General features: G+C 63.5%; 20 protein-coding genes. 9 read left to right on the forward strand and 11 right to left on the reverse strand.

Annotated elements, in window-relative coordinates; translation table 11 throughout:
• Positions 1 to 79 precede the first annotated feature (79 nt).
• Entirely contained in the window at positions 80 to 517 is a 438-nt protein-coding gene (locus AB0N72_RS00465) for an RDD family protein (protein WP_055977749.1), read from the forward strand.
• A gap of 106 nt (positions 518 to 623) precedes the next feature.
• On the opposite strand, the gene AB0N72_RS00470 is transcribed toward AB0N72_RS00465, so the two are convergent.
• The 3 genes from AB0N72_RS00470 to lipB form a co-directional block, all read right to left on the reverse strand.
• Positions 624 to 1,385 carry a DUF4191 domain-containing protein gene (locus AB0N72_RS00470; protein WP_363931332.1) on the reverse strand — a complete coding sequence of 254 codons (762 nt, stop codon included), beginning with the start codon at positions 1,383 to 1,385 and terminating at the stop codon, positions 624 to 626.
• Between the two features lie 118 nt (positions 1,386 to 1,503).
• Entirely contained in the window at positions 1,504 to 2,511 is a 1,008-nt protein-coding gene (gene lipA, locus AB0N72_RS00475) for a lipoyl synthase (RefSeq protein WP_363931333.1), read from the reverse strand.
• Entirely contained in the window at positions 2,508 to 3,176 is a 669-nt protein-coding gene (lipB, locus tag AB0N72_RS00480) for a lipoyl(octanoyl) transferase LipB (protein ID WP_363931334.1), read from the reverse strand. Before lipB ends, lipA begins: the two co-directional genes overlap by 4 nt.
• 154 nt (positions 3,177 to 3,330) lie before the next feature.
• On the opposite strand from lipB, the gene AB0N72_RS00485 reads away from it, so the two are divergent.
• Positions 3,331 to 4,923 (forward strand): serine/threonine-protein kinase, encoded by a 1,593-nt coding sequence (locus AB0N72_RS00485; RefSeq protein ID WP_363931335.1) that lies wholly within the window; start codon positions 3,331 to 3,333, stop codon positions 4,921 to 4,923.
• A 14-nt stretch (positions 4,924 to 4,937) separates the two neighbouring features.
• On the opposite strand, the gene AB0N72_RS00490 is transcribed toward AB0N72_RS00485, so the two are convergent.
• Entirely contained in the window at positions 4,938 to 5,828 is an 891-nt protein-coding gene (locus AB0N72_RS00490; RefSeq protein ID WP_363931336.1) for a TIGR01777 family oxidoreductase, read from the reverse strand.
• Positions 5,829 to 5,913: 85 nt separating this feature from the next.
• Here AB0N72_RS00490 and AB0N72_RS00495 point away from each other — a divergent pair, with 85 nt between their 5' ends.
• On the forward strand, positions 5,914 to 9,408 hold the full coding sequence (locus tag AB0N72_RS00495; protein ID WP_363931337.1) for a S41 family peptidase: 3,495 nt from the start codon (positions 5,914 to 5,916) through the stop codon (positions 9,406 to 9,408).
• Positions 9,409 to 9,528: 120 nt separating this feature from the next.
• Here the strand turns inward: AB0N72_RS00495 and AB0N72_RS00500 are convergent, their stop codons facing one another.
• Positions 9,529 to 9,957, reverse strand: coding sequence for an OsmC family protein (locus AB0N72_RS00500; protein WP_018778715.1), 429 nt, complete (start codon positions 9,955 to 9,957; stop codon positions 9,529 to 9,531).
• A 133-nt stretch (positions 9,958 to 10,090) separates the two neighbouring features.
• On the opposite strand from AB0N72_RS00500, the gene AB0N72_RS00505 reads away from it, so the two are divergent.
• Entirely contained in the window at positions 10,091 to 10,468 is a 378-nt protein-coding gene (locus tag AB0N72_RS00505) for a VOC family protein (RefSeq protein ID WP_363931338.1), read from the forward strand.
• Between the two features lie 7 nt (positions 10,469 to 10,475).
• Here the strand turns inward: AB0N72_RS00505 and AB0N72_RS00510 are convergent, their stop codons facing one another.
• The 4 genes from AB0N72_RS00510 to AB0N72_RS00525 all read right to left on the reverse strand — a co-directional run bounded on the left by AB0N72_RS00510 (position 10,476) and on the right by AB0N72_RS00525 (position 16,032).
• A complete protein-coding gene (locus AB0N72_RS00510; protein ID WP_363931339.1) occupies positions 10,476 to 10,829 on the reverse strand; it encodes a hypothetical protein in 354 nt (117 codons plus the stop codon).
• Between the two features lie 137 nt (positions 10,830 to 10,966).
• Positions 10,967 to 12,727: a 2-oxoglutarate dehydrogenase, E2 component, dihydrolipoamide succinyltransferase gene (gene sucB, locus AB0N72_RS00515; protein ID WP_363931340.1), complete on the reverse strand. Its 1,761-nt coding sequence runs from the start codon at positions 12,725 to 12,727 to the stop codon at positions 10,967 to 10,969.
• Positions 12,728 to 12,840: 113 nt separating this feature from the next.
• Positions 12,841 to 14,223, reverse strand: coding sequence for a dihydrolipoyl dehydrogenase (gene lpdA / locus AB0N72_RS00520; protein WP_363931341.1), 1,383 nt, complete (start codon positions 14,221 to 14,223; stop codon positions 12,841 to 12,843).
• 285 nt (positions 14,224 to 14,508) lie between these two features.
• Positions 14,509 to 16,032 carry a leucyl aminopeptidase gene (locus AB0N72_RS00525; RefSeq protein ID WP_363931342.1) on the reverse strand — a complete coding sequence of 508 codons (1,524 nt, stop codon included), beginning with the start codon at positions 16,030 to 16,032 and terminating at the stop codon, positions 14,509 to 14,511.
• 290 nt (positions 16,033 to 16,322) lie between these two features.
• Between AB0N72_RS00525 and AB0N72_RS00530 the strand changes: the two genes are divergently transcribed.
• The 4 genes from AB0N72_RS00530 to AB0N72_RS00545 all read left to right on the forward strand — a co-directional run bounded on the left by AB0N72_RS00530 (position 16,323) and on the right by AB0N72_RS00545 (position 21,588).
• Positions 16,323 to 17,261 carry a PAC2 family protein gene (locus AB0N72_RS00530; RefSeq protein WP_363931343.1) on the forward strand — a complete coding sequence of 313 codons (939 nt, stop codon included), beginning with the start codon at positions 16,323 to 16,325 and terminating at the stop codon, positions 17,259 to 17,261.
• A 34-nt stretch (positions 17,262 to 17,295) separates the two neighbouring features.
• Complete coding sequence (locus AB0N72_RS00535) at positions 17,296 to 18,651, forward strand: MFS transporter (RefSeq protein ID WP_363931344.1); 1,356 nt, start codon at positions 17,296 to 17,298, stop codon at positions 18,649 to 18,651.
• A 106-nt stretch (positions 18,652 to 18,757) separates the two neighbouring features.
• Positions 18,758 to 20,029, forward strand: a complete 1,272-nt coding sequence (locus AB0N72_RS00540; protein ID WP_363931345.1) for a DUF4192 domain-containing protein — start codon at positions 18,758 to 18,760, stop codon at positions 20,027 to 20,029.
• Positions 20,030 to 20,274: 245 nt separating this feature from the next.
• The gene (locus AB0N72_RS00545; protein WP_363931346.1) at positions 20,275 to 21,588 is read left to right on the forward strand and encodes an RNA polymerase sigma factor; all 1,314 of its coding nucleotides are present in this window, start codon (positions 20,275 to 20,277) and stop codon (positions 21,586 to 21,588) included.
• Between the two features lie 175 nt (positions 21,589 to 21,763).
• Here AB0N72_RS00545 and AB0N72_RS00550 read toward each other — a convergent pair whose 3' ends face one another.
• Positions 21,764 to 21,985, reverse strand: a complete 222-nt coding sequence (locus AB0N72_RS00550) for a hypothetical protein (protein WP_018778705.1) — start codon at positions 21,983 to 21,985, stop codon at positions 21,764 to 21,766.
• Between the two features lie 256 nt (positions 21,986 to 22,241).
• Here AB0N72_RS00550 and AB0N72_RS00555 point away from each other — a divergent pair, with 256 nt between their 5' ends.
• Positions 22,242 to 24,350, forward strand: coding sequence for a DNA topoisomerase IV subunit B (locus AB0N72_RS00555; RefSeq protein WP_363931347.1), 2,109 nt, complete (start codon positions 22,242 to 22,244; stop codon positions 24,348 to 24,350).
• Here the strand turns inward: AB0N72_RS00555 and AB0N72_RS00560 are convergent.
• Entirely contained in the window at positions 24,304 to 25,542 is a 1,239-nt protein-coding gene (locus AB0N72_RS00560; protein WP_363931652.1) for an MFS transporter, read from the reverse strand. The two genes, AB0N72_RS00555 and AB0N72_RS00560, sit on opposite strands and share 47 nt — an antisense overlap.
• Positions 25,543 to 25,597 lie beyond the last annotated feature (55 nt).

Genomic DNA, 25,597 nt, shown 5'->3' on the forward strand with positions numbered 1-25,597 from the left:
AACACCCATTCGTTGCCGGAGCCCACCTCAGCGGCCTCCGCGTCATTCCCGGTCCCGGTCCAGCGGCTACGCTTGGAGGGTGGTAGATCGAAAAGACATTGGCTCTTGGTTGAGCGGTCCGGACACCTCCGGCATCTCCAAATATCCCGGCGAGAGGCTCGGTCTTCCCGAGTCGGGTCCCGGATCCATGGCGCGTGCAGGGCGCCGCATCCTTGGCATCGTAATCGACTGGACCATCGCACTGGTCATCAGCAATTTTGCCTTCGGTGGCAATCAGTGGGCCACCCTGGCCATTTTTGCGGTGGAGCAGATCCTGCTGATCGGCACCCTCGGTTACAGCGTTGGACACAGGATCGCGGGCATTCACGTGGTCCGTTTGGGGGGAGGGCCCGCGGGCCCGCTGGCTGCAGTCGTACGCACCCTTCTGCTGTGCTTGGTCATACCGGCCGTCGTCTTCGACCCCGACCAGCGCGGCCTCCACGATAAGGCGATGAATACCATCCTCATCCGTATGTAGTGTCCTGGGACAGCCCGGTGTGGCAATCGGGAATTTCCATAACAACGACCCAACAAAAAACCGCCCCCGCCTGCAGAGGCGGGGGCGGTTTGTTTTGGTTCAGGTATCAGCGGCCGCGTGCTGCTTTGCGGTCAGGGCGCGCCTTGTAGGGGTCGATGCCCTTAGGGATCGGCAGGCGGTTACCGAGGGAGTTGATGCGCTTGGAAACTGCGTTGACCTCGACCTTGGTCAGTTCGTTCTTCAGCTTGCCCATGGTCTTGGCGAGCTTATTGAGGGGGACCTGGCCCTCGCCGCGGCCCGACTCCAGGACGTGGATGGTGACGTTGGGCAGGATCCGCGAGAGGCGCTTGCGCTCCGCTTCCACGAGAGGCTTGACGCGGTGGCTGGGACCTTCGCTGACCAGAACGACGCCGGGGCGGCCGATGGCCATGAACACTGCGTCCTGGGTGCGGGGGTTGACGGCAACCGGCTGATCCTGCGTTACCCAGCCACGCCGAAGAGTACCCAAAGCGGCTCCGGAGGCGCCGGGCTGGTTCTCGATTTGCGCGAAAGCGGCTTTCTCCGCCCGACGGGACAGAATGAAAACAGCTGCGAGAAGTCCCAAGGGAATGCCGATGATGAGGCCGGTGACCCAGTTATCCAGCAGGAAGCCGATAAGGAACGCGACGGCAACCACAGCGAGGAATGCCAGCAGCATGATCCAGACAACCTGGGGATCATTTCGCCGGGTCATTTTGAAGACTTCAGCGATCTGCTTCAGCTGACTCGGCTTCTTGGCCTTGGCTTCTTTGGGCTTGCGCTGGAACAGCCCACGCTTGGGTGCGTCGGCCGAGGGGGTCGAATTGCTGGAATCAGGGGATTTCGCCATAGTGCCTTAATTCTACGTGATCTACGCCGAAGGACCGGACGCCGTTACGTGGGGCATCCGGTCCTTCGGAACTGCTTACTGTTACTTCTGTTGCCGTGGCTGTTCAGGTGTGGGCTGTTCAGGCGTGGGCGGCGAGGATGGTGGAGGCTTCCTGGCGGGTGGTGCCGGAGGACTCGATGTGGGCCAGGGCTTCGGGGATGTCCCAGCCTTTCTTGCGCATCGCGGTGGCCCAGAGCCGGCCGGCGCGGTAGGAGGAGCGGACCAAGGGCCCGGACATGACGCCGAGGAAGCCGATTTCCTCGGCTTCGTGCTGGAGGTCCACGAATTCCTGCGGCTTGACCCACCGGTCCACGGGCAGGTGCCGTTCGGAGGGGCGCAGGTACTGGGTGATCGTGATCAGGTCACAGCCGGCAGCGTGCAGGTCCCGGAGGGCTTCGGAGATTTCCTCGCGGGTTTCGCCCATGCCCAGGATCAGGTTGGACTTGGTGACCATGCCCAAATCCCGGCCCTGGGTGATGACATCGAGGGAGCGTTCGTAGCGGAACGCGGGACGGATCCGCTTGAAGATCCGGGGCACGGTTTCGACGTTGTGCGCGAACACCTCGGGCTTGGACTCACAGATCGCGGCGATGTGTTCGGGTTTGCCGGAGAAGTCCGGGATCAGCAGCTCCACCCCGGTGCCGGGATTCAATTCATGGATTTTCCGGACCGTTTCGGCGTACAGCCAGACACCCTCGTCTTCGAGGTCGTCACGGGCCACCCCGGTCACGGTGGCGTAGCGCAGCTGCATGGCCTGCACGGAGCGGGCGACCTTAGTGGGTTCGAACATGTCCACCGGGGAGGGTTTGCCGGTATCGATCTGGCAAAAATCACACCGCCGGGTGCACTCGGACCCGCCGATCAGGAACGTCGCTTCCTTGTCTTCCCAGCACTCGAAGATGTTCGGGCAGCCGGCCTCTTCGCACACCGTGTGCAGGCCCTCTTTCTTGACCAGGTTCTTGAGCTGGACAAACTCCGGACCCATCTGGACCTTGGCCTTGATCCACTCAGGCTTACGTTCAACCGGGACCGCCGAATTACGCTGCTCAACGCGCAGCAACTTACGGCCTTCAGGTGCCAAGGTCACTGGAGTGCTCCTTCGGGGGTGGAAACGAGTGCTTCTTCGTGCTTGCGGAATTCTTCCACGAAGCGGTCAACGATGTCGGCAGGGTTGATGGTCCGGCCGGTTTCCAGCGACATTGTGGTGACGCTGGCGTCAGTGATTCCACATGCAATGATCTGGGCGTAGGGCGCCAGGTCATTACTGCAGTTAATGGCGACGCCGTGCATGGTGACGCCATCCAGGACGCGGATGCCGATGGCGGCAATCTTCCGGTCCGGGCCCTTGTCATCAGCGAGGATCCAGACGCCGGCGCGGCCCTTGACCGTGACGGCCTTGATGCCGTAATCAACCATGACGGCGATCATGGTGGCCTCAAGGCGTTCGACGTAGTCGCGGATGCCGGCACGGTTTTTCAGTTTGAGGATGGGGTAGGCAATCAGCTGACCGGGACCGTGCCACGTCAGTTTTCCACCCCGGTCCACAGGAACAACGGGCGTTCCATCAAAGGGCCGCTCGTGATCTTCCGTGAGCTTGCCGGCCGTATAAACGGCTGCGTGCTCCAGAAGCAAGACCGTGCTGTTCTGCTCGCCCGCAACAACCTTGTTGTGGATCTCGCGCTGCAGGTCCCAGCCCTGCATGTAGTCAACGAAATCCGGGGCAAGACCCAGTTGTGAAAACTCAAGAGTCATGCGTTCAAGCTTAGACCCAGCGGGAGATTGCCCACGGTTTTGTGGTGAAGCTCTCAGTCGCATCATGTGATGTGGCAAACGCCCCACGAAGGCCAGACGGGGGTGCCTGTGGATAACTTCTGCAGAGAATCGCGGGGTCCGGTAGACCTTATCCATGGAAACTCTGGAACCTTTGGAAACCGCTGGGGCCCTGGCGCCCCTGCTCCCAGGCTATGAAATCACCCGGCAACTTGGACAGGGAAGCAGTTCAACCGTGTGGCTGGGCACCCGCCTCAAGGACCGGGCCCTTTTTGCGGTCAAGTGTCCGCATCGGGAGGCGCAGGCGCTTGACCTCGGCAATGCCGCCCGCGAGGTGGTGCTTCTGTCGCACCTCCAGCATCAGCACATCGTCCGGGTCCATGAAGTCCTCGAGGCGACGGGTCCCGCCGCGACGATCGGGATCGTCATGGATTACGCGGCAGGTGGGTCACTGGCCAACCTGCTCGGGGGCAGGGAACGGTTGAGCATCGGGGAAACCGTAACGGCGCTGACGCCTATCGCCCAGGCTGTGGCCTATTTGCACAGCAACGGCGTAGTGCACGGTGACGTGTCTCCGGGCAACGTCCTGTTTACGGCGGTGGGCATGCCCCTCCTGGCTGACCTCGGCCTTGCGGCGAGAGTGGGGGATTCTGAGCAGAACGCGGAGGTGGGAACCCCGGGGTTCAGTGATCCTTTTAACCAGCCATCGGCAACTGCCGGGTCTGACGGAGAACTGAGGCCACTGCGTGATGTGTATTCACTGGCAGCGATCGGCTGGTACTGCCTGACCGGCGTCGTGCCGGAGCCACCCCAGTTGCGGCCGCCTCTGTCCTTATTGGTTCCCGACGTGCCCAGGAGCATGGCGGCAGCCTTGGAGGCCGCGCTGGACCCGGATCCGCTGGCACGTCCGAGCGCGAAGGAATTCGGGACGGCCATCTTCAGGAGCGCAGCACCAGAGGCTTTGGACTTGTCCGGGGCAGTGCATCGCTCCGTTATTCCCCAGTTGCTGACCAGACGCGAAGCACACGGGCGCGAGCCGCGCCGCGCCACCCCATGGCTCAGGCTGCGGCGCAGATTCCTGCCGCTGCCCCAACATCGTGCGCAGACTGGAATCCCACCACAAAGGTACTCCAGGCGCGCCCTGGTGCGGTGGTGGGCAGTGGTGGTGGTCGGAGGCGCCCTGCTGGCCGGCTTGGCTTGGAACCTCTGGCAGCCGGGCACGCCCGGGGAGAGCCGTTCTGCCGCGGAGCAGGCAGTCAGCGGATCAGCCGGTCCAGCTCCCTCAATGGAACCAGTGAGGGCCGATGACCTTCCGGACGGGATGGGGGCCGCGCTTCGAGCCGAGGATCCCGCAGTAGCAGTAGCCGCGCTCTCGGCGTTGCGCGACGTCGCACTGCGGGAAGGGCGGCTTGAACTCCTGGGCCTTGTCAATGCCCAAGGTTCCCCGGCCGCTGAGTCGGATCAAAAATTGCGCGAACAATTACAGGAGTCCGGCACCACGTTCGCTGGGTTCACTACCCGGCTCTCAGGGGTGGTCGTTGGCCCATCGCCGGAGGCGGACCTGGCCCGGGTTGATCTCATTGCCACCACTTCCTCTTTCGCGGAGCGCAATGGAGCCGGCGCGGTGGTCCGGACACAACCTGCCGGAACGGCCAAGGCCCTCAGCTTGACCTTGGTTCGCTCCGACGGACGCTGGTGGCTCTCGGAGATCACTGGGCCAGCCAATTAGGTGGCAGTACAGGATCAGCTCGCGCGCAACCAGTTCATGGCTTCGGCAAGGGACGGGTGCTGCCAGTGAAAACCTGCCTCAGCCAGTCGGGACGGCTCCATGCGTTGGTTTGCCAGAACGAGTTCATCTGCCAGCTTTCCCAGGACCAGTCGCAGCGCAGGTCGGGGCACCCGGCAGACCGCGGGCCGGTGATAGGCCTCTGCCAGTGCTGCGACGATCGTGTTCACGTCGGCGCTTTCCGGAGCGCAGAGGTTTACTGGACCCTCGAGAGTGGATGTGAGCAGGAAAGCCAGGGCGGCGGCCTCGTCTGCGAGGGTTATCCATGGCCAGTATTGCCTGCCGTTTCCGAAGGGCCCTCCGAGCCCCAGCTTCAACAACGGGAGCAAGGGCGCCAAGGCCCCTCCAGAGGTACTCAGCACGACGCCGGTCCGGGGAGTCACTACGCGGACGCCGGCTGGTGCTGTCCTCGCGGCGCGTTCCCACTCGACGCACAAAGGACCCAGCACTCCGCCACCTGGTGGTGAATCCTCGTGGAGGACGCCTACGTTGTCCGACCCGTAATAACCGGAGGCTGACTGGCTGATGAAGGTTGCAGGCGGTTTCTCAAGGCGTCCCATGGCAGCCGCCAAGGTGAGCGTGGTTTGAAGGCGGGAAGCCCGGAGTACTTCCAGGCGTTTCTTCGTCCATGGCCGTTCCCCAATGCCGGCCCCGGAGAGATTGACCACAGCATCCACGCCATCCAGGACTGATTCGTCCAGCCCGCCATTGGCGGGGTCCCAGGTGAATTCATCCGATGCGCTGGCGGGTCGTCGCACAAGCCGGATGACCTCATCACCCTGGCCGGCCAACTGCCCCGCCAGTGCGGTCCCAATCATTCCCGAAGCTCCGGACATCACGATGCGCATGACCCATCTCACCATAAGGCCAACGTCTGGCGGAAACGCCTGTCGCTGCCGCCGAGGGCCGGTGCCTCTTGACTATGATCGAACAATGACCTCCTCCAGCTACCTCCGCTTCCCGCATGTGCACGGCGACCTGGTCACGTTTGTGGCCGAAGACGACGTCTGGATCGCTCCGCTCTCAGGGGGCCGCGCCTGGCGTGTCTCCTCCCAGCAGCTTCCAGCAAGGAACCCCCGCTTCACGCCGGACGGCAAGCAACTTGTGTGGACTGTTGTGGTGGGAACGTGCCCGGAGGTGGTGACGGCGGACGTCGACGGCGGCGGGTACCGGCAGCTGAGCTACTTCGGCCACAGCACCACGAAAGTCAAGGGTTTCACTCCTGCCGGCCACGTGGTGGTTACCAGCGCCTTCCAGCAGGCGGAAAGCCGCCACACGCACGCCTACAGCCTCCCGCTCGATGGGGGCGCCGCCGTCGAACTTCCCTTTGGACCGGTAGAGGCTGTTGCCTTCGGACCCGAGATCGGCGACGAGAAGCCAGTGGTGCTGGCGAGCGTTCTTTCACGCGAACCCGCGTGGTGGAAGCGTTACCGCGGGGGCACGGCCGGCAAGCTGTGGATCGACGCTGATGGAAACGGGGAGTTTGAGCGGCTGGTGCCGGAGATCGACGGAAACCTCACGGACCCGCTCTGGGTAGATGGCAGGATCGCCTTCCTCTCGGATCACGAAGGGTACGGAAACCTGTACTCGGTCCTCCCTGACGGCACCGGACTGCTCCGGCACACGGACCACGAGGACTTCTACGTGCGCCACGCCAGCACAGATGGCCAAAGAGTCATTTTCGAGTCCGCCGGCGAACTCTGGATCCTTCCCTCACTCGACGCAGATGCCGAGCCAAGGAAGCTGGAGGTTTCTCTTGGCTCCGCGTCGCCTGCGCGCCGTCCTTCGCCGTTGAAGGCTTCAGCCCACCTCGGAGACGTCTTCCCGAACACCGGCGGCACGGCCAGCGCCGTGGAATCGCACGGTACCGTCCACTGGCTTCGACACAAGGACGGCCCCTCACGCGTGGTGGAAGCCACGCCCGGTGTCCGCGCGCGGCTGCCGCGTCCGCTCACTGACGGAAGGATCGCCTACGTGGCGGACCACGGTGGAGTGGAAGCGTTGTACGTCAAGCGTATTGCCGCCCGCCTCGCGGCAGCGGTGGCGGCGACCAAGGCCGTTGCAGCACCTGCACCAGTGAAGGAAGACGATTCCTTGCCGAAGCCGGTCGCCGTATCCAACGTGGTGGGGCAGCCGGCCGCGACCGGGCAGGCCAACCCACCGGCGACGACGCCTGTCGAAGGCGTGGACGCCCAGGCCGTGCCCTCACCTGACACGGCCGGTGATGTCGCCGCACCGGAGGCACATCCTGTGCCGGAGGACGTTGCCCAGCTTCGCATCGATTTCCCGCAGCCCACGCGTACCAGCGCGTTGGAAGCCAGCCCGGATGGCCGCTGGATCGCCGTCGGCACGTCGTTCGGTGATGTCTTCGTGGCCGATACCTCCACCGGCGAGCTGTCACAACTCGTCAGTGTCGGGGAGGGAAGTATCGAACAGCTCTCGTGGTCCAGCGACTCGCAATGGCTCGCTTGGTCCGAGCCCGTTACGTCGTTCGGCTCGCGCAGCAAGCTCAGGATCGCCCGACCCACCGAAGGCGACGGCATCATTGATGTCACCGATGGCCGTTTCTGCGACGAGTGGCCCCGGTTCACGCCGGACGGCAAGTTCCTTGCCTTCCTCTCCAACCGGAGCTTCGACCCCGTCTACGACGGCCACTCCTTCGATCTCTCCTTCCCCAGCCCCATCAAGCCGTACCTGGTGGCGCTGGCGGCGGATACGCCTTCGCCTTTTGGCCCGTCCGTCGACACCCTTGAGGATGCGCCGTCCAGTACGGAGAAGTCCGACGACGGCGACGTCCCGGCTGTGCGCGTGGATGCGGAAGGTCTTGCCCACAGGGTCATCACCGTGCCCGTTCCGCAGGGAAACTACTCCGGCCTTGCCGTTGGCGACGGCGCGTTGTTGTGGCTGGATACTGAGCTCTCCGGCGTCACTGGTGAAGGCAAAGGCACGCCCCAGGACAAAAAGACCGCTCCTGCCTTGGTGCGTTATGACCTCGCCAGGCGCAAGCCGACCACCATCGTGCCGGCAGTGGACAGCTACCGCGTATCCGGCGACCTGAGCAGGATCGTCTACGTCCTGGACAAGACTGTTTTCTCGGTGCCCGCCGACAGCAAGGTGGAAGAGGACTCAGCTGACCACGTGAAGGTGGACCTCAACAGGATCCGCGTCATTCTTGACCCGGTTGCTGCTTGGGGACAGGCGTTCGACGAGGCCTGGCGGTTGCAGCGCGACTTCTTCTGGACTGCCGACATGGCCGGGCAGGACTGGGACTCCGTGTACAAGCGGTACCGCCCGATCGTTGAACGCCTCGGCTCGCACGACGACCTCGTGGACCTGCTGTGGGAACTCCACGGCGAGCTGGGAACCTCGCATGCCTACGTACGTCCGGCGGCGGTCTCTGAGCCAGGACGCAACGGCCAGGGGCGGCTGGGTGCTGAGCTGCAGCTCGGTGGCGATGGTTGGGAAATCACCAGGATCCTGGCGGGGGAGTCCTCGGATCCCCTTGCTACCTCGCCGCTGACGCGGCCCGGTGTGGACGCGAAGGTGGGCGACGTGCTCCTGGCCGTTGACGGCGTCGAGCTTTCAGCGGCCCTGACGCCTGCAATGCAGCTGGTGGGTGCTGCCGGCCGCACGGTGGAGCTGACGCTCCTGAACGGTAAGGGCCACGGCGAAGCTGCCGGAACGCAGCGGCGTGTGGCTGTGGTTCCCATCCGTGACGAGGAGAGGCTCCGCTACCAGGACTGGGTCCGTGCAAACCGCCGGACTGTCCGCGAGGCCTCCGGCGGCAAGTTCGGGTATCTCCACGTCCCGGACATGATGGCCAACGGCTGGGCCCAACTCCACCGGGATCTTGACACCGAGACAGCCTTGGATGGGCTGATCGTGGACGTGCGACGCAACCGCGGCGGGCACACTTCCCAGCTTGTCGCCGAACTGATCGGCCGCAAAGTGACGGGCTGGAGCATGCCTCGGGGTGAGAAGCCGCGCACCTACCCGCACCACGCTCCTCGTGGCCCGGTCATCATCCTGGCCGACGAATTTGCCGGATCCGACGGCGACATCATCACCCAGGTCTCGAAACTGCGGGGCATCGGCCCCGTCATCGGGACGCGGACGTGGGGTGGGGTCGTTGGCATCGACAACCGTTTCGCGCTGGCTGACGGCACGGGCGTCACTCAACCGCGCTATGCCACCTGGTTCAGTGGAGGGATCGGCTGGGACGTTGAGAATCACGGCGTGGAGCCCGACATCGAGGTCCTTTTCCCGCCGCATGCCTACGCAGCCGGCACCGATCCGCAGCTGGAGTACGGAATCGGCGCGCTGAAGGAGATGATCCAGGAGCTACCCACCGATCGTCCGCCGCTGCGTGAAGGCTACCGGAAGGTACGCCCGGCACCGTTGCCTTCCCGTCCGCAGGCAAAGAAGTAGCGAACCGCGGGACGCGAAGAGCCCCGTCACTCCAGTCGGAGTGACGGGGCTCTTTATGCCTCAGGGCCTCTTGTGGATCAAGGCACGTGTGGATCAAGGGCACGGTGCGCGCCGGTGAGGTTACTCAGCCAGGGTGGCATCCAGCGTGATCTCGATGCTGGCCAGTGCGCCCGAGACGGGGCAGCCGGTCTTTGCGTCCTCGGAGATGCGGCGGAAATCTTCCTGGGAAAGACCCGGAACCTTGGCAGTCATGGTCAGGTGGCTGCCCGTGATGCCGGTGCCCGGAACAAAGGTGACGTCCGCCTTGGTGTTGACTTCCTCAGCGGTAAAGCCTTCACCGGCCAGGGCGTGGCTGAATGCCATGGAGAAGCACGCGGAGTGGGCTGCAGCGATGAGCTCTTCCGGGCTGGTCTTGCCGCCGGACTGCTCTGTACGGGCCTTCCACGTGACATCGAACGTACCCAGGCCGGAGCTGTCCAGTGTGGTGTTGCCTGCGCCCTCAATGAGGTTGCCGTTCCAAACCGTGTGTGCGGTGCGTGTTGCTGCCATGTCCACTCCTTAGGGTCGTTGTGAGTCGGCATCGGGCTTTCGCCACGTGCCATCGGAATCAATCCTAGGGATTCGTTCCAGTGACTGCACGGCCATTCAGCTGTCGGTGGATTGTGACCCCTAGAATGGCGCAATGGATACTCAGGAAAATCCCGGACATCGCAGCAGCCCAAGAATCGCGTCAATCATGGTCAACGCCGTTGATGCCAGCCGGCTGGCCGCCTTCTGGTCTGAACTGCTTGGTATGCCCGTCGTGGCTGAACATGAAGGATTCATCTGGCTTGGAGCTGCTGAGCCCGGCCTTCCGCGGCTGGCCTTCCAACAAGTGGCTGCACCCACCGAGGGCCGGCGCCGGCTGCACTTGGACCTGCACGACGCCGATGCCTCAGCTTTACGGCGAAAGGCCGAGTCTTTGGGGGCTGCTTTCGTTGAGGGCTACGACATTGCCGATTTCCACTGGGACGTCATGCAGGATCCCGAGGGCAACGAGTTCTGCATAGCTCAGGGATAAGGGGTCCTTAGTGCCAGAGTGTGGCGATGGCGATATTCACCAAGGCCAGTCCACCGACGCCGTGGGCAAGGCCGGTGGAGACGGGCTCGCCGTTCTTGACCTTGCGTGAGCCGATGACAGCGAGGACTGCCACTGCCACGCCGATGGCAAACTTGACGCCCAGCTTGAAATAGTTGGGATCAGCATCCGGCAGCATGGGCAGGACACCCATCATGGCGATGCCCGTAAGGAGCTGAAGGAAGGCTCCGTCGCGCTGACGCGGGTGGACGGTTGGCTCCCTGAGGGTGGCGATCCAGTAGCCCACGATCATGGCTGCGCCGACGATGTGCAAGAACACCAGAATGTTGAAGAGAATACTCATGGCCCTAGCTTATCCAGTCGGTTCTACGTCCTGTAGCAAAGCCACGCGTTGGTATTAAAACGGAAGGGGCAGGTCCCCGGGTTGCCCCGGAGACCTGCCCCTTCTGAGTCTGCAGAGGTGCCTGCAGGCGGAACGGCCTAGAGGCCGAGATCCGCTTCGAACGCGCCCTCTTCAAGGCGGGCCTTGAGGGTCTGCAGGAAGCGGCCGGCGTCGGCGCCGTCCACCAGGCGGTGGTCGTACGTCAGCGACAGGTACATCATGGAGCGGATGGCGATGGAATCGTCACCGTTTTCGTCAGCGACTACAACGGCGCGCTTGACGATTGCACCGGTACCGAGGATGCCCACCTGCGGCTGGTTGATGATCGGGGTGTCGAACAGTGCGCCGACAGAACCGATGTTGGTGATGCTGAAGGTACCGCCGGACAGCTCGTCCGGGCCGATCTTGCCGTCACGGGTACGGCCCGCGACGTCGGCAATCTTGCCGGCAAGGCCGGCGAGGTTCAGGTTGCCGGCGTCGGAGATGACGGGGACCAGAAGGCCCTTGTCGGTATCGACGGCGATCGCCAGGTGCTCAGCGTTGTGGTACGTGATTTCCTGCTTGGATTCGTCGTACGCAGCGTTGAGCTTGGGGTGCTGCTTCAGTGCCTCGGCAACAGCCTTGGCAATGAAGGGCAGGAAGGTCAGCTTGACGCCGTTCTGGGCCTGGAACGAGTTCTTGGCCTTGAGGCGCAGCTTGGCGATCTTGGTCATGTCGACCTCGTGCACCTGGGTCAGTTGGGTGGAGACCTCGAGGGACTCACGCATGCGCCGGGCAATGACCTGGCGGATGCGGGGAGCCTTCTCCGTGGTGCCGCGCAGCGACGAGGCGACGACCGGAGCGGCAGCCTTGGCTGCGGGGGCAGTGGCAGGCGCCGATGCTGCGGGTGCTGCGGCGGCCTGCTTGGCTTCGGCGGCGGCAAGGACATCCTGCTTGCGGATGCGGCCACCAACGCCGGTGCCGGAGACCGATGCAATGTCCACGCCGTGCTGGTTGGCAAGCTTGCGCACCAGCGGAGTGACGTAGCCGGACTCAGACGAGCCAGCGGCTTCGGCGGGAGCTGCAGGTGCGGCTGCCGGAGCAGATGCTGCGGCCGGTGCCGGTGCTGCGGCCGGTGCCGGCGCTGCGGCGGGAGCAGCAGGTGTGGCTGCCGGGGCCGGAGCGGCGGGGGCCGGTGCTTCTGCAGCGGGGGCCGGTGCTGCGGCGGGTGCAGCGGGAGCCGGAGCGGCGGCAGGGGCAGCTGCGCCTGAACCGATGACTGCCAGGACGGAACCTACTTCTGCGGTCTCGTCCTCATTGACGCGGATCTCCTGGAGTGTGCCGGCAACCGGGGACGGAATCTCGGTGTCGACCTTGTCGGTGGAAACCTCGAGGAGGGGTTCGTCGACCTCTACGGTGTCGCCGACAGCCTTGAGCCAACGGGTGACCGTGCCTTCGGTAACGCTCTCGCCCAGAGCCGGGAGGGTTACTTCGTGGCCTTCACCGGATGATGCGGGTGCTTCCGCAGCCGGAGCTTCCTGAGCGGCCGGAGCCTCTTCTGCTGCCGGTGCGGCCTGCTCAGCAGCGGCAGGTGCTTCCTGTGCGGCCGGAGCCTCTTCTGCCGCCGGAGCAGCGGAGCCGGAGCCATCGCCGATGCGGACCAACGGTGCACCAACTTCAGCCGTCTCGTCTTCCGCGACGAGGATTTCTTCGATGACGCCAGAGATCGGAGAGGGGATTTCGGTGTCTACTTTGTCGGTTGAAACCTCGAGCAACGGCTCGTCGATCTCCACCCGGTCACCAACCTGCTTGAGCCAGCGGGTGACGGTTCCTTCGGTGACACTCTCACCGAGGGCGGGCAAGTTAACGGATTCAGACATGTCGTCCCCGTTCTCCTTATTGATCTTTGTGCGGATGAATTCTGCTGGTCCGGGCCGGGTGCATCCGGCAGATTCCGCTGCATGCACCCGACCCGTTTGTCTTGGGTAAAGACTTAGCCGTGGAGCGGCTTGCCCGCGAGGGCGAGGTGGGCTTCGCCCAAAGCTTCGTTCTGGGTGGGGTGGGCGTGGACCAGCTGGGCCACGTCCTCCGGGTAGGCTTCCCAGTTCACGATCAGCTGGGCTTCACCGATCTGCTCACCAATACGTGAACCAATCATGTGGATACCAACTACGGGGCCATCCTTCTGGCGGACGAGCTTGACGATGCCGCCGGTGCCGAGGATGGAGCTCTTGCCGTTGCCGGCAAGGTTGTATTCCTGGGTCTGCACCTGGTCGTCGCCGAACTTCTCCTTGGCGGCCTTTTCGGTGTAACCCACTGTGGCGATTTCGGGCTCGCAGTACGTGACCTTGGGGATGTTGATGTCCTCAACGATGGCCGGGTTCAGGCCGGCAATCTCCTCAGCCACGAAGATACCCTGCTGGTATCCACGGTGTGCGAGCTGGACGCCCGGGACGATGTCGCCCACGGCGTAGATGTTGCCTACGCCGGTGTGGAGGCGCTCGTTGGTGATGACGAAGCCACGGTCGATGGTGATGCCGGCTTCTTCGTAGCCCAGGTTGGCGGTGACGGGGCCACGGCCAACGGCTACGAGAAGGAGGTCCGCTTCGAAGGTCTGGCCGTCGACCAAGGTGACCTTGACGCCGTCGTCGTTCTGCTCGACGCCCTGGAAGAAGATACCGGTGGTGAACTTGATGCCGCGCTTCTTGAAGGCGCGCTCAAGGTTCTTCACGATGGAGGCGTCCTCGTTGGGGACCAAGGAGGGGAGGCCTTCGATGATGGTGACGTCCACGCCGAAGGACTTCCACACCGATGCGAACTCGACGCCGATGACGCCGCCGCCGAGGACGATGGCGCTCTTGGGGATGTAGTCCATGGTGAGGGCCTGGTCGGAGGTGATGACCTTGCCGCCGATTTCCAGACCCGGGAGCGAACGTGAGTAGGAACCGGTGGCCAGGACAATGTTCTTGCCCGTGTAGGCCGTGCCGTTCACGACGACGGTGTTGTTGCCCTGGAGCTTTCCTTCACCCTCGATCACGGTGATGCCCTTGGACTTGATGAGTCCCTGGAGGCCCTTGAACTTGCCGGCAATGATGCCGTCCTTGTAGGCGTTCACGGCCGACATGTCGATGCTGTCGAGCGTGACGTTCACGCCGTACTTGGCGGAATCGCGTGCATGGTCAGCCAGTTCGGCCGAGTGCAGGAGGGCCTTGGTGGGGATACAGCCGTTGTGCAGGCAGGTTCCGCCGAGCTTTGCCTTTTCCACAAGGCCAACGGTGAACCCAAGCTGCACGGCCCGCAGGGCAGTGGCGTAGCCGCCGCTGCCGCCACCGAGTACCAGGATGTCGAATTCTTGCGCAGTTGCCTGATCGGCCACTAAAACGCTCCCTCGCGTGAATGATGACACGGGACTGCGTGCCATCTGGTCTTTGGAACTTGTTCTGCCGTGATTATGCCAGCACCTAAGTTCTCTTGCATTTGTGACTATCGAGTTCACCTTAGCGAACCACCTACCCATGCTCCACCCTCTGCGGGTGTTTGTGGAGCGCTTGTGTCGAGACTCACGTTCACTTGTGACACAGCGCTACACGCCGCATAATTCCGGGGTTGCGTGGCCCCTGCCGGAAGCCGGCCGGACCACGCAACCGCGGGGGAGTGGCCCTTAGGCGGAAACCGCCAGAAGGTCCTCGGCGTAGGCAACCAGGGTGCGGACGGTGCATCCGGTGCCCTGCTTGGGGGTGTAGCCGTACGGGCTGCCATTGTTGAAGGAGGGCCCGGCAATGTCCACGTGGGCCCACGGGATCTGCTCGCCGTTGCCGTCCTTGCCCACGAATTCACGCAGGAAGACAGCTGCTGTCATCATGCCGCCGTTGCGCTCACCGATGTTGGCGATGTCCGCCACCTGGGAGTCCAGGCTGGGCCGGAGTTCCTCGGGCAGCGGCATGGGCCAGACAAGCTCGCCTGCACGGTCGGCTGCGGACTTCAGTGCCGCCGTCACGGAATCCGAACCCATCACACCGGCGGTGCGCAGGCCAAGCGCTATCAACTGCGCGCCCGTCAACGTGGCGACGTCAATGATGACATCCGGCTTCTCCAGGCTGGCAGCGACGAGACCGTCGGCCATTACCAGGCGGCCCTCGGCGTCGGTGTTCAGGACCTCCACTGTCTTGCCACCGTGGATGGTGAACACGTCCGCCGGCCGCGCTGCGGCGCCGGATGGCATGTTTTCCGCAATGCAGAGCCACGCGGTCGCCTTGATCGGCAGCCCCAGCGAGGCGAGCGCCAGGACAGTATTAAGGACGACGGCGGCGCCGGCCATATCGCTTTTCATGTCGCCCATGCCGAGGGCCGGTTTGATGGAGATGCCACCGGTGTCGAAGGTGATGCCTTTGCCCACGAGGGCAATTTTCCGGGTGGCTTTGGCGGGTGCGTATTCGACCTTGACCAGGCGCGGCTGGCGGGTGGAACCCTTGCCGACGCCGAGGATGCCTCCAAAGCCTTCCTTTTCCAGGCGTTTTTCGTCCCAGACAGTGACTTTGACCGGGAGCCCCTTGGCAAGTTCCTTGGCGGACTCGGCAAACGACTCGGGGTAGAGGTGGCTGGGGGGCTGGTTCACCAGGGTGCGGGTGGCATTGACGGCCCTGGCCAGGACGATGGCCCGGTCGAGCGCCGGCTGCGCGGCCTTGGCGTCCACGTCAGAGAAGATCAACGCCTTGGTCACCGGGGCCTTCAGTCCGTCCGTGGAGGAGCGGTGCTCCGTGTACGAGTAGGCGCCCAGGGCCGCACCTTCGGCGACTGCCGCCACATCGGTGAGTGCCGGCGTCGGGAAGGCCAGCGTCACCGACGACAAGCCGGCGAGCTGGCGTACAGCGGAGCCTGCTGCCCGGCGCAATGCCTCTTCGCTGAGGTTGCTGCCGTCGGCCAGTTTGCCGACGCCGGCCAGTACCAGGATTCCGGCGCCCGTCTCAGGCAGTCCGGGAAGCCGGTGGACCTGGTCGGCTGCGCCGCTGATGCCCAAGGACTTCAACGAACCGGTGATGGACTCGGCGGCCTTGGCGCTGAGGGGATTGGCGAGCAGCACCGGCCCGTCCGCGCCTTGCGCAACTCCGATCACAAGTGCGTCGCTGGGGGACTTTTTCAGGTCCTTGGCGATGATGCCCAGGATGATGTCAGTAGTCTTGACCACGAGGATGTGTCCTCACTTCTCTCTGCATTGCATGGCGGCGCCGCATGTTTGGCGGCCTGCCCCGGTACGCGCCCGACGTCCACTTACGACGGCGGCCTTGGTCTACAGGCCGGGCGTCGCAAGAGGACGCCAGCCCGATTCGATCGTAGTCTCTCGGCGCCCGCGGACAGCAATTAAATGAGAGCTGCCGCACATACGGAGCAGGAATGCCCGCCCCGTGTGCAGCGTTGTAACCATACAGACCATTCCGAAACCCCGGAACCAAACTTGCCCCGTGAAAGGAATACGCCGTGTTTGAACGGATTTCCGGCACCCTCCTGGACCCCGAAGCTCTCTACGCGAGCAACATCGAGACCTTCCACAGCCCCGAACTCCGCGGGTTGGACATGGTTATGGGGTTCACGGGATTTGCCGATGCCGGTCACGTCGTCCGGCAAATCAATGCGGAACTGTTGGACCAGCTCGATGCCGAGGTGGTGGCCATGTTCGACGCCGACCAGCTCATCGACTACCGTTCCCGCCGCCCCCACATCAGCTTTGTCGAAGACCATTTGCAGGATTACCAGGCGCCCAAGCTGGGCCTGTACAAGCTGACGGATGGGCTGGGGCAGCCGTTCCTGCTTCTTGCGGGCTTTGAACCGGACCTCCAGTGGGAGCGCTTCGCCCGCGCCGTCGTGGGGATCGTGGAAAAACTGGACGTCAATCTGGTCACGTGGATCCACTCAATCCCCATGCCCGTCCCGCACACCCGCCCCGTGGGCGTGACGGTGCACGGAAACCGGCCTGAGCTCATCGAGGGAATTTCCAGCTGGAAGCCGACGGTTGAGGTACCGGCTGCCATTGGACACATCCTGGAACTTCGGCTCACTAAGGCCGACCGCAGCGTTGCGGGCTACGTCATCCACGTCCCGCACTACCTGGCCGAGGCAGAGTATCCTCCGGCTGCCGTAGCCGGACTGGAATACCTGGGTGCCGCAACATCCCTCATGCTTCCCACCGACCGTCTGCGCGAGGCAGGCCGCGAGGTTGGCCGGCAGATTGCTGAGCAAATTGAGGCATCCGAAGAGGTCCAGGCGGTGGTCGCGAACCTGGAAACCCGCTATGACGAAAAATCCGAGGGAATAGTCCGTCGCTCGTTGCTTGCTGACGAGAATGACGAACTTCCCAACGCCGAGGACATTGGTGCGGCCGTGGAAGCGTACCTGGCACGTAAAGACACGCCTCAATAAATCAGCTTTATGGCTTGACCGGCATAATTGAGGTGTGACTTCTCCCCGCGCCTGGCTTATCTGGACCATAGGCATCTTTGCCTACCTCGTGGCAGTAGCTCAGCGGACATCCTTCGGAGTGGCAGGTCTGGAGGCAACTGAGCGGTTCAACGCAAGTGCCTCGGCTATTTCCTTTTTCACCGTGTTGCAGCTGTTGGTCTACGCCGGACTGCAGATCCCCGTGGGCGTATTGGTGGACAGGTTTGGTTCCCGGGTCATGGTGGCCGGCGGTGCCGTCCTCATGGCCGCGGGGCAACTGCAGCTCGCTTTCGCCGAAAGCATTCCGGGCGGCGTCCTGGGCCGGGTCCTGGTGGGGGCGGGCGACGCCATGACCTTCATCTCCGTCATCCGGCTGGTTCCACTCTGGTTCGCGCCAGCCCGGGTTCCGTTGGTGACCCAACTGACCGGGATGTGTGGCCAACTCGGCCAACTGTTCAGCGTGGTTCCGTTCGCCTTGCTGCTGCACTCTGCAGGGTGGACACCGGCATTCCTCACCTTGGCTGCGATGTCGGTGATGGCCACTGTTCTGGTCCTGGCATTGCTGCGGGATGCACCTCCCGGACACCCGGCCACGGCGTCGACCCAGGGGTTGAGGGCCACAGGTGTTTCCCTGTCCCGCGCCTGGAAGCAGCCGGGGACACGGCTGGGGCTCTGGAGCCATTTCACCGTCCAGTTCAGTGGCAATCTCTTTGCCATGACGTGGGGCTACCCGTTCCTGCTCTCCGCCCAAGGGCTGGATGCGGGAACGGTGTCCGCCTTGATGGCATTGTTCGTAGCTACGGCCATTGTTGCCGGACCTGGTTTGGGGCGGTTTGTGTCCAGGCACCCGATGCGGAGGTCGGCAATGGTCCTCTTGATCACCACGGCTACGGCTCTGGCCTGGGCGACTGTGCTGCTGCTTCCTGAGCGTGCTCCACTCTGGCTGCTTGTCATCCTGGTAGTGGTACTGGCTGTCGGCGGACCAGGATCCATGATCGGATTCGACTTCGCCCGGACGTTCAATCCCTCGCACCGGATCGGTACGGCCACGGGAATCGTCAACGTCGGAGGCTTTATTGCCGCGCTCATCGCGATCTATCTCATCGGGCTGGTGCTTGACCTCCTGAATGCCAGCGGATTCTCTGGTGGTGACCTCTACGGGCTCGCGCCGTTCCGGATTGCCCTCAGCGTCCAGTTCCTGTTGCTCGCCGTCGGAACCCTGCTCATTGTGGTCACCCGGCGGAAAGTCCGGCGGCAGATGGCTGCGCAAGGTGTCCATGTGCCGCCGTTGGCGACGGCGCTTGCCAGGCAGCGCCGTGAGCGGCTGGAGCGGCGCCGTGAGGCACGTGCCAAGGTGGCAGGGGAACAGTAGAGCGCAGAGACCCCCCTGTTTTCCGGTTGCCCTGTTTTCCGGTTGATTGTCCACATACGGAAAGTAGTCCCTGTTCCTGTTCCCGGCTGGTGCCCAGGCTTGAGGCATGACCACCAACAGAACACTCAGCATCCATCAACCCGAGGACATCCTGGGCTACATACCCCATATGTTGGGGTATTGGCCCGATGACAGCCTCGTGGCCATCACCATGCAGGGTAAGATCCTCGGCGCGACGCTCCGCGTGGATTTGCCCGTTTCCACTTCAGAGGTGGGATTGGCCTGCTTCGCAGACCAGATCCGCAGCTACTTGATGGCTGATGACGCAGCCAACGGAGTGCTGCTGGCCGTCTACACCGATGAGGGCTGGAATGATGGCTCCGTCATCACCCGGACCACGCCCTTGCTGGACGCCCTGCGAGCCAGTCTCGACAACGTTGACCTTGCTGTCCGTGACGCCTGGTTGGTGGGGGCGGAGTACTGGCGTGGGGCCTACTGTGTGGATGCGCGCTGTTGCCCTGTTCCGGGGTTCCCGGTTGAACAGATCAAGGCGAGCCGGCTGAGTACTGAAATGGTGTACCAGGGGAGCGCCATCGGGCCGTCTCCCAGGAAAGGGCCCGAAGCAATGCGGCTCGCCCGGGCAGGAGCCTACGAACCCGGAGTCCTGGAAGCGGAGGCCAGGTTTGGGGACCGGATACTCGGTTTGTGGCGCAGCGAGGCCTGTTTTGACGCTGTCCTTGCGGTGTGGCAGCACGTTGTGGCCAGGGCCCTGAGCGGTGACTTCCTGGAAGCCGCGACTGACGCCGAACTTATGGGCTTCCTGAGGACCACGTTGAAAGTGCCGTCGTGGCGGGATGCCGTGGTGGTGATGGCGGCGGCCGGTGTGGAGTCTGCGAAGTCCGGTGCTGCCGGTTTCAGCCTGTTCGTGGACGACGAACCGGACACCGCACCTTTCCACCCCCGTGAAGTGGGCGTGCCTCCCTTCGAGGCCAACGGCACAGCCTCCCCCCAGACTGCCCCCTCCGACCAGCCAGGTGACACCAGTGACGTCTACACGTATGGCGATGTCCTGTTGGGCATGCATCCGGAGGTGCCCTGCTGGAAGGACCTTGATGTCCTGCAGCAGGTCCTCGCCGGACTAAGCGTGGATGGTGAAGAAGGAGACGTGGCTGCCGCAGCGCTGACACTGCAGGGGTGGATTTTCTGGTGCAAGGGAAGTGGCTCCATCGCCCATGCCTGCCTGAGCCGGGCCGAAGACGCCCAACCTGGCTACCGCCTGGCGGAGTTGCTCACGGAGATCATGGGGCAGGGGGCCATCTGCGGGTGGGCGCGGCGTCCCGGCTCGGCATGGAAGGGCTCAAGGAGTGCACCTGTTTAGTTTCCGCACATTCAGCAGGCGTCCGTTTCGCAAAACCGTGAGACAATGGATGCCGAGACCCGGTTGGGTCCGCGTTTGAATGCCCTGGATGGGTCCGGTCAACGGGAACAATCCAGTGTCGTCGGCAGTTGTACTCAAAGACTCTGCAGGCGGCGATCGCATTTGAAATTGATCGCGGACTTGACAGGGTCATAGTGGTGTTGCCCGTATGGTGATTCCACAGACCGCCGCTAGAAAGGTTTTCTGTGACCCCGTCTTCCGTCGAGAAGGAACCCGCCGCCCAGGCCGAATTGTCCGCTGAGGAAAAGAAGGCGGCCACATCGGCAAAGCGCGCCGCGACACGTGCTGCCAACAAGGCCTCAGAGGGCGACTCTGACAAGCCTGCCCCCAAGAAGCGTGGACCCAAGCCCGGTGCGAAGGCCGCTGCTGAAGCAGCGAACAACTCCTCCGCCGCCGATGCCGACGAGCCCAGCGCCGAGGACGAAGACTTCGACCCCGCAGCAGCGGAGGAAGTTGAAGTCGGAGACGACGACACCGAGGATGGCGCAACTGCCGCCAAGGACAAGGCTGCCCCGTCCGGCTCGGGCTTTGTCTACTCGGATGCCGATGACGACGACGCACCTGTCCAGCAGGTCATGTCGGCTGGCGCAACCGCAGACCCCGTCAAGGACTACCTGAAGCAAATCGGCAAGGTTGCCCTGCTGAACGCCGAGCAGGAAGTCGATCTGGCCCTCCGCATCGAGGCCGGCCTCTTCGCTGAGGAAAAGATCAACGCAGATGACGGATCCATGGATCCCAAGCTCAAGCGCGAGCTGGAGTTCGTCATCCACGATGGCAAGCGTGCAAAGAACCACCTGCTCGAGGCCAACCTCCGCCTGGTTGTGTCGCTCGCCAAGCGTTACACCGGACGAGGCATGCTGTTCCTGGACCTGATCCAGGAAGGCAACCTTGGCCTCATCCGCGCAGTCGAGAAATTCGACTACACCAAGGGCTTCAAGTTCTCCACGTACGCCACGTGGTGGATCCGCCAGGCGATTACCCGCGCCATGGCCGACCAGGCCCGCACCATCCGTATCCCGGTTCACATGGTGGAAGTCATCAACAAGCTGGCCCGCGTTCAGCGCCAGATGCTTCAGGATCTGGGCCGTGAACCTACGCCCGAAGAGCTGGCGCTGGAGTTGGACATGACTCCCGAGAAGGTCGTCGAGGTCCAGAAGTATGGTCGCGAACCGATCTCGCTCCACACCCCTTTGGGTGAGGACGGCGACTCGGAGTTCGGTGACCTGATTGAAGATTCGGAAGCTGTTGTCCCGGCCGATGCCGTGAGCTTCACGCTCCTGCAGGAGCAGTTGCACTCCGTGCTGGACACCCTCTCCGAGCGGGAGGCAGGCGTGGTGGCCATGCGCTTCGGCCTTACCGATGGCCAGCCGAAGACTTTAGACGAAATCGGCAAGGTCTACGGAGTGACGCGCGAGCGCATCCGCCAGATCGAATCCAAGACCATGTCCAAGCTGCGTCACCCTTCCCGCTCGCAGGTACTGCGGGACTACCTGGACTAAACAGTTCCACGCATGCACTTGCATGCGCGACAACGGCCCAGTCGGACTTTCCGGCTGGGCCGCTTTCGTGTCGATCCTGGTGGACGTTTCCGGTTCGGCAAAGCAAAAGGGCCCCTCCCGGTGGGGAGGAGCCCTTTCGGCTTGGATGGTTCCGGAACTTTGCCCGGCCTGCCCTTTAGTCGACGGGGACGGGTGCCTTCTCGTTGAGGCGCTCGGTCTCATCATGCCAGTCGGAAGTCATGGGCCGGAGCGTGGCTTCAACTGCACGTGCGTGGTGGCCGCAGAAAAGCAGCTCACCGCCGGAGGACTCGAGTACAACGCGGACATACGCCTGGGCTCCGCAACGATCGCACCGGTCAGCGGCGTTCAGTGTGCGGTCTGCAACTGCTGTTGTCATGTCGGCCTCCTTAGTAGTTCTGTACATCCATATAACCAGCATTCGAGGCAGATCCATGGCAAGGATGGGTCACTTTCGCTGTCCGCGTATCACATGTGCATAACGTAAGGATGCAGATCCGCGGGTGCAGGGAGTGGCAACCCGTACGCGGGGGTCGTCGCGGCTAGCCTAGTATGGGCAGTGTTTGCCTTGAATTACCAGCGAAATACGGCTGGGAAACACCTTGAGATATACCCCCGAAGGAGCACACCCCCACGTGGCACCGAGTTCTGAATACAACGCCCGGCATTTGTCTGTCCTTGAGGGCCTGGAAGCGGTCCGCAAGCGCCCGGGCATGTACATCGGTTCCACCGACTCCCGTGGCCTCATGCATTGCCTGTGGGAAATCATCGACAACGCGGTGGACGAGGCCCTGGCCGGCTTCGGCCACGACATCAAAGTCATCCTGCATGCGGACAATTCAGTGGAAATCCACGATGACGGCCGGGGCATTCCCGTTGACGTCGAGCCCAAGACAGGACTGTCCGGCGTCGAGGTTGTCTTCACCAAGCTCCACGCGGGCGGCAAGTTCGGTGGCGGTTCCTACACGGCCTCCGGCGGCCTGCACGGTGTGGGTGCCTCTGTAGTCAACGCCCTGTCCAGCCGCCTCGATGTCCAGGTGGACCGTGGCAGCAAAACCTACCAGATGTCGTTCCGCCGGGGCGAGCCCGGAAGGTTCGTGGATGCCGGCTCCAAGCCCGGGCCCAATTCCCCGTTCGAGCCGTTCATTGAGAATTCCGTGCTTGACGTTGTGGGCAAGGCAAAGCGGGGAGTTACGGGAACCCGTGTCCGCTATTGGGCGGACCGGCAGATTTTCACGCCGGACGCCAAATTCTCGTACGACGATCTCGTGGCCCGCGCGCGCCAGACGTCGTTCCTTGTGCCGGGCCTGAGAATCACCGTCCGTGATGAGCGCAAGCTTGCCGGCACGCCGGGCGAGAACGGTGTCCACGAAGAAGTGTTCCACCACGATGGCGGCATCAGCGAGTTCGTGGAATTCCTGGCAGCCGACTCCGGCGTGACGGATGTTTGGCGGCTGCACGGATCCGGAAAGTTCAAGGAAACCGTTCCTGTGCTGGACGAGAACGGGCACAGCAAGATTGCCGAAGTGGAACGTGATTGCGAGGTGGACATCGCACTGCGGTGGGGCATCGGCTATGAAACCACCATGCGAAGCTTCGTCAACATCATCGCAACTCCCAAGGGCGGAACGCACCAGTCGGGCTTTGAGGCCGCACTCCTGAAGACGTTCCGCAAAGCCGTGGAAACGAATGCCCGCAAGCTCAAAGCGGGCAGTGACAAGATCGAGAAGGACGACATCCTGGCCGGCTTGACGGCAGTGCTGACGGTCCGCCTTGCTGAGCCGCAGTTCGAGGGGCAGACCAAGGAGATCCTGGGCACGTCAGCGGTTCGGGCCATTGTGGCCAAGGTGGTCGAAAAGGAAATCACTGCCCGGCTGAATTCGGCCAACCGCAATGACAAAGCCCAGTCGGCACTCCTGCTGGAGAAGATGGTCAGCGAGATGAAGTCCCGCATCTCGGCCCGTGTGCACAAGGAAACCCAGCGGCGGAAGAACGCGCTGGAGACTTCGTCCATGCCCACCAAGTTGGCTGATTGCCGGACCGATGATGTGGCCAGATCGGAACTGTTCATCGTGGAAGGCGACTCGGCGCTCGGAACAGCCAAACTTGCGCGGTCCTCGGATTTCCAGGCCCTGCTTCCCATCCGTGGAAAGATCCTGAACGTCCAGAAAGCGTCAGTCGGCGACATGCTGTCCAACGCTGAATGTGCCGCGCTGATCCAGGTGGTGGGCGCAGGATCCGGGCGCAGCTTTGACCTTGACGCGGCGCGGTACGGCAAAGTCATCCTCATGACCGATGCCGACGTCGACGGCGCCCACATCCGCACGCTCCTGCTGACCCTCTTCTTCCGCTACATGCGGCCCATGGTCGAGGCCGGCAGAGTCTTCGCCGCAGTCCCGCCGCTGCACCGCGTGGAAGTAATCAATCCGGGCCAGAAGGCCAACGAGATGATCTACACCTACTCGGAGGCCGAACTCCACGTCCTTCTTGCCAAACTGGTCAAAGAAGGCAAGCGGTATAAAGAGCCGATCCAGCGTTACAAGGGCCTGGGCGAGATGGACGCCCAGCAACTGGCTGAAACCACCATGGATCCCCGGCACAGGACGTTGAGGAAGGTGGGCATCGACAGTGCCCAGCGCGCAGAAGAAGTGTTCGACCTCCTCATGGGCTCAGACGTGGCGCCGCGCAAGGAATTCATCATCGCCGGCGCAGCCACCCTGGACCGGGAGCGCATCGACGCATAGCCGCTGAGCTGCCGTCACCGGCGCTGGCGGACGGATCGCTGGCGGACGGATCGCGGGTCGCGGCAGCTGCAGGTGCGGCGAAGGCTGCGGCTCCCACCAGCAGCGCCAGCGCACCGAGCCCCCAAGGCAACCCTGTGGCGACGGCGACGCCGCCCACCAACAGGGGACCTCCGGCGTCGCCGAGTTCGCGTCCAAGCTCGGCAGAGCCCATGGTCCGTCCGAGCCTCTCCTTTGGCGTGGAATCTGCGAGGTGGGCGAACGCGAGCGGTGTGGCCACTCCTATTCCCAGTCCGATGAGGACTGCCGCACCATAGATCCACAACGCTCCCGGCAGGACGGCGGCGACGACGACCCCCAGGGCTATGGCGGACAATCCGGCAACCATCCCGGCCCTGTCCGCTACAAGCCCGCGATCACGCAGCGCGCCGATACGGGGCTGGATTACGGAGGAGGCGAGGGCGAGCACCGTCACCACGGCCACGCTCCCCGTCGTGCCGAGTCCTTCCCTGGCGGCAAGCGCGGGAAGGAAGCCCACGGCAGCCCCCAGAGCGCCTGTGGCAGCGGCCAGCACCACCGTTGGCCCCAGGAATGACTTCTCGGTGCTTTGCCTCCACACGTCCACTATGGTGTAGCGGGTTCTGGGCAATGGATCCAGGCGCGGCATGGAAATCACGGTCCATACGGCTATCACGAGAGCCAGGCCCGCCAGGACGAAGAACAGGAGCGCGAAGCCACCGGCCAGGATGGCGAGGGCGCCCAGCAGCGGCCCTATGGCGTAGCCCAGGCCTTTCCAGGAGCCGTATCGTCCGAAGTAATGGCCGGTCCTTGTGCCGGCGAGCCGGGCAACGCTGGCCGAGGACGCCGGGGAAAAGGCCGACGCCGCCATGCCTTGCCCAAGCCTGGCCGCCGCGAGCATGGCGGCTTGGTCCGCCCAGAGACCGATCAAGGAGGCCGCCGCGAAGGCCAGCAATCCACCCACGATTACCGGTTTGGGCCCGATACGGTCGCTCAAGGCGCCGAAGACCGGCTTGAGGAAGACCTCGGCGATGTCGTACAGGGCAAGCAGGATGCCCAGGCCGAGAAGGCTCAGCCCAATATCCGCGCTTTCGGCGCCCAGCCCGGCAGCTACGGCATGGGCCCCGAAAGCGGTAGTGAAACCAGCGGCATAGAGGGGCCATCGGTGATAGGGCATAGTGCGCTGAGGGGTGCCTGCTTCTGAAGGAATCACACCACCAATGTAACAGCTG

This window comes from Paenarthrobacter sp. NPDC089307, from assembly GCF_040685055.1.
Taxonomy (GTDB): Bacteria; Actinomycetota; Actinomycetes; order Actinomycetales; family Micrococcaceae; genus Arthrobacter.

Coding starts and splice junctions, on each gene's coding strand:
- AB0N72_RS00485 (WP_363931335.1), top strand. CDS start 3,331: ATGGAAACTCTGGAACCTTTGGAAACCGCTGGGGCCCTGGCGCCCCTG.
- AB0N72_RS00495 (WP_363931337.1), top strand. CDS start 5,914: ATGACCTCCTCCAGCTACCTCCGCTTCCCGCATGTGCACGGCGACCTG.
- AB0N72_RS00560 (WP_363931652.1), bottom strand. CDS start 25,542: ATGCCCTATCACCGATGGCCCCTCTATGCCGCTGGTTTCACTACCGCT.
- lipB (WP_363931334.1), bottom strand. CDS start 3,176: ATGACTCTTGAGTTTTCACAACTGGGTCTTGCCCCGGATTTCGTTGAC.
- AB0N72_RS00490 (WP_363931336.1), bottom strand. CDS start 5,828: ATGCGCATCGTGATGTCCGGAGCTTCGGGAATGATTGGGACCGCACTG.
- AB0N72_RS00470 (WP_363931332.1), bottom strand. CDS start 1,385: ATGGCGAAATCCCCTGATTCCAGCAATTCGACCCCCTCGGCCGACGCA.
- AB0N72_RS00500 (WP_018778715.1), bottom strand. CDS start 9,957: ATGGCAGCAACACGCACCGCACACACGGTTTGGAACGGCAACCTCATT.
- sucB (WP_363931340.1), bottom strand. CDS start 12,727: ATGTCTGAATCCGTTAACTTGCCCGCCCTCGGTGAGAGTGTCACCGAA.
- AB0N72_RS00510 (WP_363931339.1), bottom strand. CDS start 10,829: ATGAGTATTCTCTTCAACATTCTGGTGTTCTTGCACATCGTCGGCGCA.
- AB0N72_RS00550 (WP_018778705.1), bottom strand. CDS start 21,985: ATGACAACAGCAGTTGCAGACCGCACACTGAACGCCGCTGACCGGTGC.
- AB0N72_RS00505 (WP_363931338.1), top strand. CDS start 10,091: ATGGATACTCAGGAAAATCCCGGACATCGCAGCAGCCCAAGAATCGCG.
- AB0N72_RS00540 (WP_363931345.1), top strand. CDS start 18,758: ATGACCACCAACAGAACACTCAGCATCCATCAACCCGAGGACATCCTG.